Consider the following 16,575-nt stretch of genomic DNA (forward strand, 5'->3'; position numbering starts at 1 on the left):
TTCCCTCTAGGCCTTTATGACCTGCGGCAAGCGATGCTTGCCGCAGGCATCCTTCTGGTCAGACGCCGACCTTAGGCCGCCTTGCGGCGACGGGCAACGCCAACCAGGCCGAGCAGGCCCGAACCGAACAGCCAGACGGCAGCCGGGACCGGAACAGGTGCAGTATCAGGCACGGTGAAGTCGAAGTTGGCATTGAAGTCCGGGAAAGCTCCGTCGATCATGCCATAACCGCGGATACCATCAGGGTTGGCGGGGTTGGTGGCAACGCCATCCGTGGAGATATAGGTGCAGGAACCGCCGGAGCAGGCCACGTCCCAGACCATGACCACGTCGATATCAGTGGTGGAGCCCCAATCGAACAGGATATGGCCGCCGACCTGACCGGCACCGACTTCAACGCCGGTGTAGACGCCACCCTCGATGGTGTCGATGGTGTAGGTGCCCGGACCAAAGGTGGTGCCGCTGTGGGCCGTCCACTGGGTACCGAAGAACGGGGTGGTGGAGGCCACGCTGAAGGTGCCGCCGCCGATGGAACCGGTCACGGTGGTATCAGTACCCACGGTGCCGCCAGTACTGTCGAGCATGGTGAAGGTCGCGCTGGTCATGGTGGCCGCATGTGCCGCACCTGCCCCCATAGCAATGCTCAGTGCTGCTGCAATAGCTGTTTTCTTCATGATGACATCCTCCAGGATTCGTCAGTCTCAATTTTCGCGGCCTCAGGGCCGCCGGTGATAAGCAGGTCATGGCATGGATTTGTATTGATTGACCACGACTGCTCTATCACGGTTATCGCAATCCCTGTGCCAGGATTCCGTAGTCCTTGGATTTCATGCGTTTACACAACACATCCTGGTTGGAGAATCCTGGGTATGTAAGCCTATCCGTCGCAACATCCTGTTTTTCCTACGCAATACGTGGTCGTTTGGACTACGACAAATCCACCCGTCGGAGGGCGTCATCAGGCGATTCACATGAATGAACAGCGGGAGGGAGGGCTCACTCCAGGCAACAGGCGATCGCGTGAAACCGCCCTGTTTTCCGGTCAGACAGCAATTTCAGGGCTCGTGGATCCACTGCCCGGCTGTCAGATATTATCTTAGGAATAAGCGCCTTTTTGTCCTACATTCGCTTATGTCAAGGATTTCGACGCCGTTCAGGCCGCCCCTGTATTCAGCCAGAATTTACTGAAAAACAGTTTGTTAACAAATCCAAACCAGGGCGGCCCGCTCCTGTCGGGCGACTTACGATCATCCGCGAGCAGACATCATCCGTCCAATATTCCTGCCCTACGGCAAGTGCCACGAGGACAGGCGCCGTCTGGCAGGTGTAATCCGAACTATTGATTGAAAATCACACCTGGTTGCATATACCAGCTGCGAGGAGGGGCAGGATTGCGGATATCGTTCAGGCCATGGGCCGTTACAGTTCAGGTACCCACGCATGAAAAACGCCCGGCAGGTTTTCGCCCACCGGGCGTTCATTTGTTGCACGGGTTCGGACCGCTACTGGATCCTGTTATTGTTCTTCCTGTGGATCAGCCAGTCGAACCCGGGATAGTGCTACGACTTCAGGCGGATTTGCGGCGACGCGCCACGCCCACCAGGCCGAGCAGGCCGGAGCCGAACAGCCACACAGCGGCCGGGACCGGTACGGCAGCGACTTCGAAGTCGAAGTTGGCGTTGAAGTTCGGGAAGGCGCCGTCGATCATGCCGTAGCCACGGATACCGTCAGGGTTGGCGGGGTTGGTGGCAACGCCGTCCGTGGAGGTGTAGGTGCAGGAACCGCCGGAGCAGGCCACATCCCAGACCATGACCACGTCGATGTCGGTGGTTGCACCCCAGTCGAACAGGATATGACCACCCACCTGACCGGCACCGACTTCAACGCCGGTGTAGCTGCCGCCCTGGATGGTATCGATGTTATAGGTGCCGGGACCGAAGGTGACGCCGTCGTGAGCCGTCCAGTTAGCCCCGAAGAAGGTGGTGGTAGAGGCCACGCTGAAGGTACCGCCGCCGATTGAACCGGTCACGGTGGTATCGACACCCACGGTACCACCCGTGCTGTCGAGCATAGTGAAGGTCGCGCTGGTCATGGTGGCCGCGCTGGCGATGCCGGAACCCAGGGTCAGCGCCAGGGCGCTTGCAAGTGCAGTCTTTTTCATTCTGAAACTCCTCCAAATTTGCGGAAATCACTCAATATCGAGTTTGAGTCTTTCGGGCCGGCCGGTCTGATTCGGGCCCGGCCCTATCCGAACTCAGGGTCGGATACTCGCTGACAAATGCAACCCCTGTGCCATGGATTTTTTATGTATTATATTCATTATGTTACTGAAGGCGTTGCCCCCGCTGCCCCATACTTCCACCCCCATTTTGTAAGACAAGTCGACATTCTGCATAGGAACAAACCTGACATCCATGTCTTCGATAACCCTTGATATTCAACAGACTACGAAACTGGTTCACCCGGATTCAGCAGGAGAGCCCCAACCGTAAAGCTCCTCGACGCGCCTCCCCCGATAGACAAAAGGCCGCACGCACATAAACCCTCTCAGCAGCCGCATCCGGTCACCTGTTTCCACCCGCTCCCGTGTATGCTTTCATATCAGGCATCGCGCCTTTGATCAGATACCAGCAACCCCCATGAGCACGCCACAAAACATACTGAAAAAACAACAAAAAATATCGCGCCTGGCGCAACAGGGTAAACTGTCCGAAGCGATCCAGATACTCAGGCCGCTGTGCCGGAAACAGCCTGGCAACCCTTCACTGTGGCTGTCGCTGGCCTCGTTATGCGGGCGGAATGGCGACCTGGACGGTGTCATTCAGGCCTGCCAGAGGGTGCTGCAGCTGGACCGGAATCAGGCTATCGCCCACTCCCTGCTGGGCAGCGCCAACGCCCAGCTGGGACGGCTGGCAGCGGCGTTGGAGCATTTCGAGCAGGCCCGGGAACTCAAGCCCGATGATGTCGGCATTCTGAACAACTACGGTAATGCCCTGTATATGCAGGGCAGGCTGGAAGAAGCGAAAGACACCCTGCAGCGTGCCGTGCGGCTGCAGCCCGATTATGCCGACGCCCACAACAACCTCGGCAATGTCTGCAAGGCGCTCAACGACAACGGGCTGGCCATCCAGCATTACCAACGTGCCCTGCAATTGAACCCGGGCTTGTTTGAAACCCATATCAACCTCGCCGATATCTTCATCGGCCGGGTGGGCAACCCGTCCATGGCGCAGCAGCATTACGAAGCGGCCCGCCGGCTCCGGCCGCATGACATCGAGGCCGCCGCCGGCGTGGCCAATGCGCACCGCTTCCAGGGCAGGCTGGACCGGGCGCTCGACGTTATCCGGGAAATCCAGGCCCTGCAGCCGGGCGAAGACGGCCCGCTGGCCGGCGAAGCGGATATTCTGGAACGCCAGGGCAGGCATGAGGATGCCTATCGGATATGCCGGCAGCTGCTGGACCGCGGCACCACCAATCCCATGGCCATCGAGGTCCTGCTGCGGATCTGCGGGAAATTCGATGTCTGCGACGAGGCCGCCGGCTATGCCGAGGCCACGCTGGCCTCCGGCGCACTCAAACCCGCAGGCAGGGAAACCCTGCACTTCGGCCTGGGCAGCCTCCATGACCGCCAGGGCGATTACGAGCGCGCCTTTGAACATTACAAGGCAGGGAACGAGGCACTCGATATCCCCTTCGATACGGCCGGCTTCAGGCAGCGGGTGGACAGCCTGATCCAGACCTTCAGCCGCGAGCGGTTCCAGGCCCTGCCGCGTTCCGGCATCGCCAGTCGCCGGCCGGTCTTTATCGTGGGCATGCCGCGTTCCGGCACCAGCCTGACGGAACAGATACTGGCCAGCCACTCGGCCGTTGCCGGGGCGGGCGAACTCAACAAGGTCAATGATATCGTCACCGCCCTCTCGGGGCAGTTTTCCTACCCGGAGGAGATCGAACGCCTGGACGAAGAATCGCTCTCCCGGATGGGGAACGACTATCTGGCGTTGCTGGACGAATACCATCAGGGCGAGCCTTATGTCACCGACAAGATGCCGCACAATTTCCTGAATCTCGGGCTTATCGCCCTGCTGCTGCCAGGCGCACGGATCATCCACTGCGTGCGCGATCCCCGCGACACCTGCCTGTCGATCTATTTCCAGAATTTCGGCTGGCTACATCCCTACGGCACTCGCCTGAAATGGCTGGGCGAGTATTACCGCGAATACGCCAGGCTCATGCGGCACTGGCTGGCGGTGCTGGACCTGCCGCTGCTAACCGTCCGCTACGAGGACCTGGTGGCAGACCAGGAAGGCATGACACACCGGATGCTGGATTTCCTCGAACTGGAATGGGACGACGCATGCCTGGATTTCCACAAGTCCGAACGCACTGTCGCCACGGCGAGCTACGACCAGGTCCGGCAGAAGATCTATCACAAATCCCGCGCCCGCTGGAAAAACTATGAGTCTCAGCTCGCACCGCTGATCGACACATTGGGCGAGTGCCTGCATGAGACGTTCACTCCCACGGCCGAAAATACCGATGCAGACTGACGCCCTGAAAAGCAAGGCCCTGGAGCATTTCCGGCGCGGCCAGCTGAAAAAGTCCCAGGCCCTGTACGAAAAGGTGTGTCGGGCCGACACGCAGGATGTGGAAGCGCTGTATATGCTGGGTTCCACATACGCGCAAAGCGGAAATTACTGCAAGGCCTGCAATATCCTGGAAAAGGCATTGAAAATGAAACCGGATGCCCTGCCCATCCACTGCGCGCTGGGGGCAACCCGCAAGGCAATGGGAGAGGCGGAGCAGGCGATCACCCACTTTCGTTCCGGGCTCGGACTGAGCCCGGAAAACACCGACATAAAACTGGAACTCGCCGGCCTGCTCCTGGAAAGCGGTGAGCTGTCCGAAGCCGAATCCCTGCTGCAATCCGTCATCCAAGGATCAGCTTCGGATGCGGCAGCGGCTACCGCATTACACGGCCTGGGAGAGATACGCCATCTGCAGAGAAGGCTGGATGAATCGGTCCACTACTACCAGCGCGCCCTTCAGGCACAACCCAACCGCCCCATGACCCACAACCGCCTCGGTCATGCCCTGCATTCCCTGGGTCGACTGGACGAGGCCATCGACCACTACCGCAAGGCGATCAGCCAGGCCCCGGATTTTATCGTTGCATACACAAACCTGGCCAACACACTGATCAATGCCGGGCTCATGGATGAAGCGGACAAAATCCTGGGCAAGGCCCTGTCAATTGACCCGGACAACACCGATGCTGTCGCCAGCAGGGTTTCGGTGCTCGAACACAAGGGCGACTATGACGCCGCACATAAATTGATCGTGCCGCTGCTGGAGAAAGGCGTCCACCACTCCGGCCTAGGTATCGCCTACGCGAACCTGTGCCACAGGATCGATGCCTGTGACAGCGCCGCACACTACCTGGAGTCGCTACTGCAGGGCCAGCAAATTCCGGACAACAGGCGCGAACAGCTCCACTATGCCGCAGGCAGGTTGCATGACCGGCTGAACTCGTTCGATACCGCGTTCAGACATTTCCAGGCCGCCAATAACCTGCGCCCTGACCACTACTCGTCTGTGGAGCACAGGGCGACGATCCACGCCCAGACAGAAGTCTTCGACCCCGCATTCATTGCAAACGCACCCCGCGCCACCCATGGATCGAGGTTGCCTGTGTTCATTGTCGGCATGCCCCGCTCCGGCACTTCCCTGACCGAGCAGATACTGGCGCAACATGGCGATGTCCACGCGGCCGGGGAACTGGCTGAAATCGAGCAGCAGGCCAAAATCCTCTGCAGCAGCACCCGGGGCAAATCGGGGTTTCCCGCCTGCTTCGAAGGCCTCACCCGCGCCGCGGTAGACACGGCAGCGCAGGGTTACCTCAAATGTCTGGAAGAATTCGCCGTCGGCAAGCGTTATGTAACCGACAAAATGCCGCAGAATTTCATTTTTCTCGGCCTGATCAACCTGCTTTTCCCGGACGCCAGGGTTATCCACTGCATGCGCGACCCGCGTGACGTCTGTCTTTCAATCTATTTCCAGAATTTCAGCGAGGGCCACAGCTACGCAACACGTCTGGAGCATATTGCGGATTATTATCTCGCTTATCAACGTCTCATGCACCACTGGAAAAGCGCGCTCGACATTCCCATTCTCGACCTGCGATACGAGGAACTGATCATGAACCAGGAAACGACCAGCAGACGGCTGCTGGATTTTCTGGATCTTGAATGGGACCCACGCTGCCTGGATTTTCACAGATCGGATCGGCATGTCGCCACCAGCAGTTATGACCAGGTCCGGCAGCCCCTGTATACCAGGTCAATGGGAAGATGGCGGCAGTACCGGGAGCATATCGCTCCCCTGCTGGAGGTTTTTGGAGAAGCCGAGATAGTATAGTTTATACGAGACCGGACATCGTCAGTAATAACGCATAACAGGAAACAGACATGTCGGACCCTACCCCTGCGGGAAACAGGCAATACAACATCAATGTCATTCTGGGGATCCTGGGTATCTTCACGCTCGGGGTCTTTCTGGACTGGTATCCGAAGGTGATACTCGGCCTGCCCCTGCCCAAGGACACTGTCCTGAGTTCGGCTGTCAGCGCCGTCTGGCAGGCCGGCGCGACCATTGTCATCCCCTGCCTGTGGGCGATGCGGCGGCTCGGACTGGGCCTGCGCGACTTCGGACTGACCACGCACAGGCTCGGCATCACCCTTCTGTATGGCTGTGTGCTCTACTCCCTGGCCCTGGCGGCCTTCATCCACTGTTCAGCGGACCCCCTGATCTCCAATCATGCCGTCAGGTGGGCACCCCTTAGCGAAGCCATTCAGCTTACTGCCGTCATGGGTCTGATCGCGGCCATCACCGACATCACGACCCGCGGCTTTCTGCTGCTGACCCTGTCACGCTACGGACCGGTCTGGTTTGCGGTGGTCATCCAGAACCTGACCTGGTACCTGGGGCACATTCATGAGATCAACCTGCTGACCGGCTGCCTGGGTTATGCCAACGCCCTCGGCCTGACCCTGACACTGGGGATCCTGGGCGATGTCATTGCCCTGAAGACGCGCAATGTGACCGGCCTGGCCATCGCACATATTCTGTTGAACGTGGTGCTGATGATCTATATCCGACAGCTTTGAATCCGTCACGGTCAGGCGGGCACTCCGGACTGCGCGGTGACCGCCCCGGCCTGATCATGCTGAAAGTCCCGGCATAGCCATAACCCGGCGATGGCCAGCACGGCATAACCACCTGCCAGAACCAGCCCTACCCGCGGCCAGCCCCACGCCATCACCCACCACTGGGTCAGCACCATGGCAGCCAGCGCCGTACTGCCCAGCATCAACCAGGCCCATGGCTGCAGCGCGGCGTTGTTCGCTTCCACCCGCTGAGTTACTCCTTCGACGAGACGCGCCAGAACCAGCCCCAGCAACAGGCCGACCGCACCCGCTTGCCAGCCACCTGGCATCTGACGGCCAGCCAGTCAGCAGGCTATAGCCTGGAAAGACTGCCCAATAGAGCAATCCGGTAATCAGCAGTCCGCCGGCAGCCGGCGCAGTGATCTGCCAGTGGCCTGAAGTCCGCCCACGCACCCGCGCCACCGTGCCGATCACGCCCAGCACGGCCAGAGCCAGAAGCCTTTCCTGGTTCTGGATCGACATCCCGGTCAGGCGCACGGCCTGTTCCAGCAGGCCGGTCAGGGTCATCCCACCCACAGCGCCCAGCAGGCCCATATACACCAGATACACGGCCATTGCAGGGCGCCGGGACAGGTCGGCTTCAGCCCTGCGCCGCGACGGCAGGGCGAACAGTATCACGCCGGCAATGATGACCAGCAGTCCGGTGAACAGCCACTTCAGCTCCGGCCGCTGGCCGGGTCTGAGATCGAAGAAAACCGGCCGCGCGTCGGTGGTTGGCGCGATATTGACCCAGTAGCCGGCCTTGCGGCTCAGGGCCCGCCTGACCTCTTCCGTAGCCCGATCGAGGCCCTCCAGCTGGTACAGCCCGGCATAATGATCCTTCGCCAGGAATTCCGGACCGAACAAGGTCCCGACCACGGAGTTCACACCCTTGCGTTTCGACTGTTCGAACATCCCGCCAAGCGAGGGACGCCCCGCAGCCAGTCCCGGCCCGAACAGGGCCTCCACCGGCAGCCCCCGGATTCCCTCCCGAATACGCGCGGGGAGATCCTCCGTGACTTGCCCTTTGGCCACCAGCAGGAGATAACTGTGGGGCTGTTGCACGGTCGCACCGGATGTCAGCCGCAGCCCCCAGCTGCGCCTGGCATAGGCTGCTCGGCCTTCCGGATCGGATTGCTCCAGCATACGCCAGACCGACAGAATGGAGCGCGTGAACAGGACCTCGTCGGCCGCCGTCACCACCAGCATTCCGCCGGGTTTGAGGCGCTGCCAGTAGGCCTGCAGCGCCTCCAGAGTATACAGATGGCGGTCGGCCAGATTCGAACCGACCCGGTTGCGCTTGCTGATATGGGTGATTGGCAGGACGACCTGATCGAAGTCCCCCGTGCCGCGCGCCAGTGCACCGCGCATATCCGTGGTGACCTGCAGGACGGTATCAGGGTACGACTCACCTGCCAGCCATTCGTTATAGGCCAATGCATGCACCGCTTCCGCCCCCCGGGCTCGCGCCAGATCGACTTCCGGTCCCGGGACAGGGCCGACTGTCAGCAGATGTTGGGGTGGGCTGATGCGCATCGGCACTGCCAGCAGGGGAAACTGCCGCTCAAGGCGGCCGAGATCCTGCCCGTGCCCCTCCGACACCACCGGGACAGGCGTGGTCGCTCCCGTAAATAACCAGCGCAGACCCTGCCCCGGGTATACGAGCACGTCGGTACGCTGCCCTTCTGTCCAGTGGGTCACCGGCGCGGTCGCCAGACGACCGGCGCGCAGCTGGCCGTAGAGCGGTCGCGCTTCCGCCAGCCCCGTACCGCTCCATGCCGGCTCCAGCGGGTGATCGATGTGAATGTGATACACGGCGCCGGCCAGGACCAGCAGGGCCCCACCCGCCAATTCCAGCCGTATATTGCGGCCGGCAACGAACATTGCCGCAATACCAAGCAGGGCTGCGGATACCCAGCCTGCCGCCGCCAGCCCATCGAGAAATTCCACTGCCTTGCCGGCCAGCAGCAGGCCAACCACGGCGCCGCCCAGCCAGGCGATCCGGCTGGCCTGTCCGGCAGGGTCGCGGCTGATCCGGGCCACGCCAAAGCCCCAGGCCGCAAAAGGCAGTGAAAAACCGACCATCAATCCGATGAAGGCGGGTACCGAACCCAGCGGCCAGTTGGGAAGCAGCAAAAGTCCGCCCGCGACCGCCAGCGCGGCCGCCAGCAGGCTTGCCGCGGTTCGAAGGGCATTATCCGCGCGCGCCTCGGCTGGAATCAGCCAATAGCCCAGACCCAGCCCCGCACCAGCACCGAACAGGGCCGTACCGGTGGCAAGCAGGGTGAACTCATGATCAAAGGCGGTGGCCAGGAATCTCGCCTGAACAGCAACCGCCAACAGCAGGCCGCAGCCCGCCAGGGCCTGACCGATATACATCAGCATGCGTTGCCCCGCCGCACCTTCTGGCGCGTTATTATTCTTCGCCATGGTTGCCCCCTCTCTGGAACCCTGAATTCAACCAGGGAACTAAAGATTAATCCGTCATTGCGAGGAGCGCAGCGACGCGGCAATCTCCAACCCATTGATACCACAGCAGGAGATTGCTTCGCTACGCTCGCAATGACAGGCTGTTTGAATTAATCAGAGGTTCCTTGATTCCATCTTCCCGCCCCCTGCCCATGCCTCCGGATATCAAGGTAGACCTTTTCCACCTTGTCGGCAAAACCCCTGGCATCGCACAAGGCTGACGCGGCCATTTCATCGCGCAGCCTCTCGCGTACCGTTGCCAGCCCGGACGGATCAGTTGCCAGCCCTGCTGCCGTTTCGATATAGGCATCTGGTGTTTCAGCCACCCACTCAGGATGCCCAAGTGCCTGTAGCAGACTGGCGCCCACCCGCGCCGCATGCCGGTCTCCGGCCAGCGTGATGACGGGCACCCCCATCCACAGGGCCTCACAGGTGGTGGTGGTACCGTTATAGGGAAAGGTATCCAGCGCTATATCGATCCGGCCGTAGAGTTCCAGATGCTCCTGTCGCGTTGGCGTGTGGCCCATGAGGGTGATGCGCGCCTCGTCTGCGCCGGCCTCTCTGAACCGGTTCATATAACGTGTACGGGTTTTCTCGTCCGTCAGCGAGGGGTTCTTGATCAGCAGGCGACTGCCCGACACCCGCTGCAACAGTTGCGCCCACAGGGCAATGACCCCGTCGTTGATCTTTGCCAGGTTGTTGAATGAACCGAAGGTGACCCCCTGGCCGTCCGTCGCAGGCAGGGCGGAGACCGCGGGCGCGTCCTCCGGTGGCCGGTAGCACAGGAAGCAGCCCGGCAGCCGGATGAGCTGCTCGGTGTAATGGTCCTCCTGACCCGGGAGGTCGGTCACTGCATCCACCAGCCGGTAATCGATTTCCTCCAGGCCCGTGGTGTTCGGATAACCCAGCCAGGTCAGCTGAACCGGCGCCGGCTTGCGGGCCAGGGCGGGCAGACTGTTACATGCGGTGTGTCCGGCAAGATCGACCAGGATGTCAGTCTTGTTCTGATGGATGACCTCAGCCGTCTGTTCGAAACTCAGGGTGGAAACGTCCACCCAATGCTCCGCAAGGGATCTGAGCCGCTGCGTTGTTGCATCCGATTTCGCCGTGGCCGAGTAGACCCACACCTCGAAACGGTCACGGTCATGGCGTTCCAGCAGGGGCTCGATGAAATAGGCCACAGAGTGCTCGCGCAGGTCGGGCGAGATATAGCCGACCCGGATACGGCCGGATGCATCCCCGGCATCCGATTCCCTGTTATACCTGTTAAAAGCGGAAAACAGGGCATTTACCCGCCTGTGTTCCTCCAGTACCTCCGCCTGGTCCACACCGGGGAGATAATTCAGCGTCAGCAACAGATTCGACAGGACCCTGTATTTTCCCGACTGTCGCTGCAGGCCTTCGCGGTAAGCCTCCACTGCCTCCTCGAACTGTCCCTGCGAAACCAGCACGGAGCCCAGGTTGTCCGCGATCTCAAGATCAGGCTTGCAGGACAGAGCCTGACGATAGCAGGCCTCTGCTTCCGACAGCCTGCCCTGGGCCTGATAAACACTGCCGAGATTGGAGTGCGCCTCGGCCTTGTGCGGGGCATTTTTGATGGTTATCTTGAAGGCATCGATAGCACGGTCCAGCTCACCGGTAGCGAGATAAGCGTGCGCCAGGCAATCCTGCGCTTCATCATGCCCGGGATTGAGTTCAACGGCTCTTTTGAAGGCGGGAATGGCATGCTCGAAATTGCCCGAATCCCTCAGCGCAATTCCGTAGTTGTACTGGATCGTGGGATTGTCCGGCTGCAGCTCCGCCGCCTTGCGCAGGTGATCAGCCGCCGTGGCCGGATTGCCCCGCTTTCCTTCCAGCACGCCACGCAACAGCCACAGCTCGGCGTTCCTGGGGTAGGCGCGCACGAGTTGGGACAGCGCGGATTCCGCCTCTTGCTGCCGGCCGGACTCCAGCAGACTCCGTGCCTTCTTGAGTTTGGAACGGAACAGAATATCTTTCTTTGCCACCGAACCTGGACCTGCGATAGGAGTGTTAAGCGTTGTGTATAGGCGAATGGCACTTACATAAGCCGGATTTCAGTCTATCCGTCATGCCCGCGAAGGCGGGGATCCAGCGTTCGCTTGCTCTACCAGGCACTGGATTCCCCTTCGCGGGAATGACGAGGCTGAAGTTAAGTACCAATCGTGTACAGGCTGGATTATTGGATCGGGTTGGCTGCAACGAACCACAGTCAATGCTGACCAGCCGCTTATAAATATTATTTTCGTGGGATAGAAAAACTTGATCAGATAACCCGGAATCCATTATTGGCGTTTTATCCGTGGCCATGGGAATACGAATGTAATTTTTACCACTGTACGCCAAGGATTACACTTCGGGATGTGGTTGACAACCCATCCCGCAGACAGGATGATTCCCGATCTTGGGCAGACCAAAAGCGCGTACCGGACAAGACTAACATACCAGCCGGTTTGTTTAATAGCCCACGACGAATAACCACCAAACAATAGATTATCAAAACAACAATTTCGGAGGAGCCTACCATGAAATTGTTCTGCAAAAGGACTCTGGCCGTTGCTCTGGCCGCAGGGATCGTCGCACCGCCGGCCGCGTTCGCGACCAACGGCATGTTCCTGATCGGCTACGGCAGTAAATCACGCGCCATGGGGGGCGTCGGTGTCGCCTTGCCACAGGATGGGCTTGCCGCCGCCTCCAATCCCGCGGCAATGGCCGAAATACCCATGAATGTCATGCGCGTGGATGTCGCGGGCGAATTCTTCAACCCGCCGCGCGCCGTGCGGGTCGAGGCCACCCCGATCAGCACGCGCGACCCGGAAACCAATGACCTCGAAAGCATCAAGAGTGGTGCAAACCTCTTCCTGATCCCCGCCATGGGCGGTGCCTTCAAGTTCAACCGGGATCTCACTGTTGGCATGGCCGCCGTAGGCGCTGGATTGGGTACACGTTACGACCAGAGCTGCAACGCAACCTCGCCTGTCGGCAACTATTTCAATATTGCCTGTGGCGCAAGCCAGGACCGGTTCAGTACGGTCGGTGTCTCCATGATGCAGATGCAGATGCTTCCGAGCGTTGCATACAAGGTAAGCAGGAATCACTACCTGGGCGCCTCGCTCGCACTTGCGGTACAGACCTTCCGGGCTTATGGCATAGGCGCCGGCGCTCTTCGCAGCTTCAGCCGCGACCCCGACAAGCTGTCCAACAACGGCAACGACTGGTCCTATGGCGCCGGTTTCCGCCTCGGCTGGCTGGGCAAGTTCTTCGATGAGCGCGTGAATGTCGGCGCCAATTATTCTTCCCGCGTTTACATGACCGAGTTCAACAAGTACAAAGGCCTGTTCGCGGAAAAAGGCGACTTCGACATCCCGGAGAACTACGCGCTCGGAATCGCCGTAATGCCGACTGACAAACTGACGGTCGCGTTTGACGTCCATCGTATCGAGTGGAACTCCATCAAATCCATCGGCAACCCCGGCCCCAACGTCAACGACACCGTCAACAGTTTCAACCCCCTCTGCCCCAACACAGCGATAGACACTGCGCCAGAATGCCAGCTTGGCGGCAAGCTCGGCTGGGGCTTCGGCTGGGAAAACCAGACGGTCTACAAGCTGGGTATCGCCTATGATTACAACAGCCAGTGGACCTTCCGCGTCGGCTACAACTATGCCGAAAGCCCAATTCAGGAGAACGAGATCCTGTTCAACACCCTGGCACCGGCAACCGTGGAAAAGCACGTAACCTTCGGGCTGTCGTATCGGCCGGTGTCCCACCCCAACCTGGAAATCTCCGCCAATTACATGCACGCCTACAAGAACACCATCAAGGGTAAAGCCGCATTTCCGGCTGGAGCCGTCGCGGGCGACGCAGCCGCCAGCATGTACCAGAACAGTCTGGGCGTAACTATTGGCTACAAACTCTAATTATTCCCAAACATCGCCATAAGAATTGATTCGGAGGAATCCCCATGATCGGCATCAACTCACTCGCATCGAAGTTGCGGCCAGTGCTGACAGCTGCCCTGTGCGGCCTGGCATTGACGTCAATACAGGCATCCGCCAGCACTGGCAACAATTTCACCATGCTCGACGGTACTGGCAGCGCCGTCGGCGGCACCAACGATGTGGAGTTCACCTGGGATGGCACCCTGAACACCAGTGTCGCCACCGCTGTTGAGAACGCCACCATCAGTTCGAGCCAGCCTTTCTTCGGCGCACAGTGGGATGCCCACCATGTCATGATCTACGGTCCGGGTACCTACACCATCTACACCGACTGCCCGGCAGGCAGCCCCGATTGCGGCGTTGGCGCCTCCTATACCGTCACGGTTAATCCGGGCCAGGTCATGGCGCACATGCTGTTCGACTGGTCCGGCAACCTGGACATCGATGTTATCGATGTCTGGGAGGTTGGGCAGTTCGGGCCTTCATCCATGTTTACCGGAGCCCAGACCACCACGGACAGCTGGTCTGCCGATGACACCAATGTGTGGACTTTCATGTCCATCGACTGGGACAATGACGGCATCAACGGCGCCGGCATGATCGACGGTCCCTTCGTCGGCTTCAACGCCAACTTCAATCTGATGGTAACCGCCCAGACAACCGGCAACAATTTCACCATGCTCGACGGTACTGGCAGCGCCGTCGGCGGCACCAACGATGTGGAGTTCACCTGGGATGGCACCCTGAACACCAGTGTCGCCACCGCTGTTGAGAACGCCACCATCAGTTCGAGCCAGCCTTTCTTCGGCGCACAGTGGGATGCCCACCATGTCATGATCTACGGTCCGGGTACCTACACCATCTACACCGACTGCCCGGCAGGCAGCCCCGATTGCGGCGTTGGCGCCTCCTATACCGTCACGGTTAATCCGGGCCAGGTCATGGCGCACATGCTGTTCGACTGGTCCGGCAACCTGGACATCGATGTTATCGATGTCTGGGAGGTTGGGCAGTTCGGGCCTTCATCCATGTTTACCGGAGCCCAGACCACCACGGACAGCTGGTCTGCCGATGACACCAATGTGTGGACTTTCATGTCCATCGACTGGGACAATGACGGCATCAACGGCGCCGGCATGATCGACGGTCCCTTCGTCGGCTTCAACGCCAACTTCAATCTGATGTCCGCTACCGGTGCCAGCGGCGGCGGCACCTCAGACCCCAGCACAGACGAGCGTACGCTGACACCTCCCGATATCGCTGACCCGTCCTTCGGCGGCGGCGCGGCAGCTGGCCTGTGGTCGCTCTTCGGCCTGGTGGGTCTGGCCCTGTTCCGTCGCAGAAACCACTGACGGCACAGGTCAAGCAAGCAGAAAATTAACGGCCCCTCATGGGGCCGTTGTCTTTTCAGGCACTCATTCTGGCGTTATCTTCTTCTCCTGCAGATACTGCCCGCCAACACCCAGCAGACCACCCCGGACAGCGCACCCACCAGATGCGCTTCTACTACCACACCCACACCCGTCATTGACCGTGATCCGGGAACTGCACCGTACATCTGCTCAAAGCCCAGCTTGATCACCAGCAGTCCGAGCAACAACAGGCCGTAAAGCCTTTCCGTTGCCAGGAGCCGCAGTGCACCAACTGCAAATACCCCATGCAACACCCCGGAAAGCCCCACGAACCAGCCCAGCTGCGGATAGAACAACAAGAGCCCCAGGGAAGTCATCAGACAGAGCGAGAACAGGAACAGCACAGCCCGCCATCCACACAATACCGTCGGGAAAAGCAGACACATCAACCCCAGCGCCGCCATGTTCATCAACCAGTGCGTCAGACCGGCATGGACAAGATGTCCGCTGATCAGGCGCCATAGCTGCCCCTGCAGGACGGCTGCACGCTCATAGCGGAACAGTTCCCCGAGGTTCTGCTCTACCAGGGTCATTGCGAGCGATATGGCGCCTACACCCCCGAGCAGTGCCCAACCATACATACTTGTATCGCGGTGTAGCCGCATGACAACGCAAAATCTCCTGAACGGTCCAGACTCTCATGTTATACAAGGATCCCAGCGATACCCACTCATGACAATTTTCCGGCAATCGAACAGGATCACATTTCCGCTTTTCCGGTCACGTCCCATCTATGAGCGGCCTTGAAAAACAGACCGGGAAGGGCAAGAATCCGGTAACCAATCCACCACGCAGGGACCGATAACAATGCGAAGCCTCAAATCCATCCTCACAGTCTTTCTGCTGCTGACCAGCTTCCATCTGCATGCCGAGGAGGGTCCGACGGAAGCCTACCTGATCCAGCCCGGCGATATCCTGCGCATCACGGTCTGGAAGGAGGAGGACCTGCAACGCGAGGTCATCGTCCGCCCGGACGGCCAGATCAGCTTCCCGCTGGTCGGCGAGCTCAACGCCGCGGGCAGCCAGGTCTCCGGGCTGCGCACAGAGATCGAAGGCCGGCTGGAGAAGTACATCCCCGATCCCGTGGTCAGCGTGGACGTGCGCGAGCTGCGGGGCAACATGGTCTATGTCATCGGCAAGGTCAACCGCCCGGGGCATTTCCCGGTCACCCGCAACGTGGACGTGATGCAGGCCCTGTCCCTGGCCGGCGGCATGGGCACCTACGCCGCAGCCAACAAGATCAAGATCCTGCGCCGTCAGGGCGGGGAACTGCGCTCCATCCCCTTCGAATACGGCGAGATCGAGAAGGGAGAGAACCTGGATCAGAACATCGTCCTGCAACCGGGCGATGTGGTGGTGGTCCCGTAGTCACTCAGACGCGTGGCGTGATCTGCCGGCCATCCGTGCCGGCCTGCGCTTCCGATTTCGTGAAACAGGGCATTCCTTTCCGGGGCGCTTTTTATGTAGAATCGTTCCGATAAGAATAAGTTGTAGGCCAGAAATATTTTTAAATCAATAAATTACATCACTGCC

11 protein-coding genes are annotated in these 16,575 nt (G+C 59.9%); 6 read left to right on the forward strand and 5 right to left on the reverse strand.

Going from position 1 to position 16,575, the window contains the following annotated elements; translation table 11 throughout:
* Positions 1 to 71: 71 nt before the first annotated feature.
* A complete protein-coding gene (locus tag D6C00_RS15725; protein ID WP_206609512.1) occupies positions 72 to 674 on the reverse strand; it encodes a VPLPA-CTERM sorting domain-containing protein in 603 nt (200 codons plus the stop codon).
* A gap of 893 nt (positions 675 to 1,567) precedes the next feature.
* Complete coding sequence (locus D6C00_RS15730; protein ID WP_206609513.1) at positions 1,568 to 2,161, reverse strand: VPLPA-CTERM sorting domain-containing protein; 594 nt, start codon at positions 2,159 to 2,161, stop codon at positions 1,568 to 1,570.
* A gap of 478 nt (positions 2,162 to 2,639) precedes the next feature.
* On the opposite strand from D6C00_RS15730, the gene D6C00_RS05490 reads away from it, so the two are divergent.
* Genes D6C00_RS05490 through D6C00_RS05500 form a run of 3 tightly spaced genes read left to right on the forward strand, consistent with a single transcriptional unit; the run spans position 2,640 to position 7,163 of the window.
* On the forward strand, positions 2,640 to 4,547 hold the full coding sequence (locus tag D6C00_RS05490; RefSeq protein WP_125180750.1) for a tetratricopeptide repeat-containing sulfotransferase family protein: 1,908 nt from the start codon (positions 2,640 to 2,642) through the stop codon (positions 4,545 to 4,547).
* Positions 4,537 to 6,414 (forward strand): tetratricopeptide repeat-containing sulfotransferase family protein, encoded by a 1,878-nt coding sequence (locus D6C00_RS05495; protein ID WP_158675309.1) that lies wholly within the window; start codon positions 4,537 to 4,539, stop codon positions 6,412 to 6,414. Before D6C00_RS05490 ends, D6C00_RS05495 begins: the two co-directional genes overlap by 11 nt.
* Positions 6,415 to 6,464: 50 nt before the next feature.
* Positions 6,465 to 7,163, forward strand: coding sequence for a CPBP family glutamic-type intramembrane protease (locus D6C00_RS05500; protein ID WP_125180753.1), 699 nt, complete (start codon positions 6,465 to 6,467; stop codon positions 7,161 to 7,163).
* 54 nt (positions 7,164 to 7,217) lie between these two features.
* On the opposite strand, the gene D6C00_RS05505 is transcribed toward D6C00_RS05500, so the two are convergent.
* The gene (locus tag D6C00_RS05505) at positions 7,218 to 9,632 is read right to left on the reverse strand and encodes a hypothetical protein (RefSeq protein WP_125180755.1); all 2,415 of its coding nucleotides are present in this window, start codon (positions 9,630 to 9,632) and stop codon (positions 7,218 to 7,220) included.
* 149 nt (positions 9,633 to 9,781) lie between these two features.
* A complete protein-coding gene (locus D6C00_RS05510; RefSeq protein WP_125180757.1) occupies positions 9,782 to 11,677 on the reverse strand; it encodes an O-linked N-acetylglucosamine transferase, SPINDLY family protein in 1,896 nt (631 codons plus the stop codon).
* A gap of 537 nt (positions 11,678 to 12,214) precedes the next feature.
* Here D6C00_RS05510 and D6C00_RS05515 point away from each other — a divergent pair.
* Both D6C00_RS05515 and D6C00_RS05520 read left to right on the forward strand, forming a co-directional pair.
* Positions 12,215 to 13,609 (forward strand): OmpP1/FadL family transporter, encoded by a 1,395-nt coding sequence (locus D6C00_RS05515; RefSeq protein WP_125180759.1) that lies wholly within the window; start codon positions 12,215 to 12,217, stop codon positions 13,607 to 13,609.
* 44 nt (positions 13,610 to 13,653) lie between these two features.
* Positions 13,654 to 14,982 (forward strand): hypothetical protein, encoded by a 1,329-nt coding sequence (locus tag D6C00_RS05520; RefSeq protein WP_125180760.1) that lies wholly within the window; start codon positions 13,654 to 13,656, stop codon positions 14,980 to 14,982.
* 74 nt (positions 14,983 to 15,056) lie between these two features.
* On the opposite strand, the gene rrtA is transcribed toward D6C00_RS05520, so the two are convergent.
* The gene (rrtA, locus tag D6C00_RS05525; RefSeq protein ID WP_158675310.1) at positions 15,057 to 15,575 is read right to left on the reverse strand and encodes a rhombosortase; all 519 of its coding nucleotides are present in this window, start codon (positions 15,573 to 15,575) and stop codon (positions 15,057 to 15,059) included.
* 274 nt (positions 15,576 to 15,849) lie between these two features.
* Here rrtA and D6C00_RS05530 point away from each other — a divergent pair, with 274 nt between their 5' ends.
* Positions 15,850 to 16,410, forward strand: coding sequence for a polysaccharide biosynthesis/export family protein (locus D6C00_RS05530; protein ID WP_125180763.1), 561 nt, complete (start codon positions 15,850 to 15,852; stop codon positions 16,408 to 16,410).
* Positions 16,411 to 16,575: the final 165 nt, after the last annotated feature.

This window comes from Thiohalobacter thiocyanaticus, from assembly GCF_003932505.1.
Lineage (GTDB): Bacteria > Pseudomonadota > Gammaproteobacteria > Thiohalobacterales > Thiohalobacteraceae > Thiohalobacter > Thiohalobacter thiocyanaticus.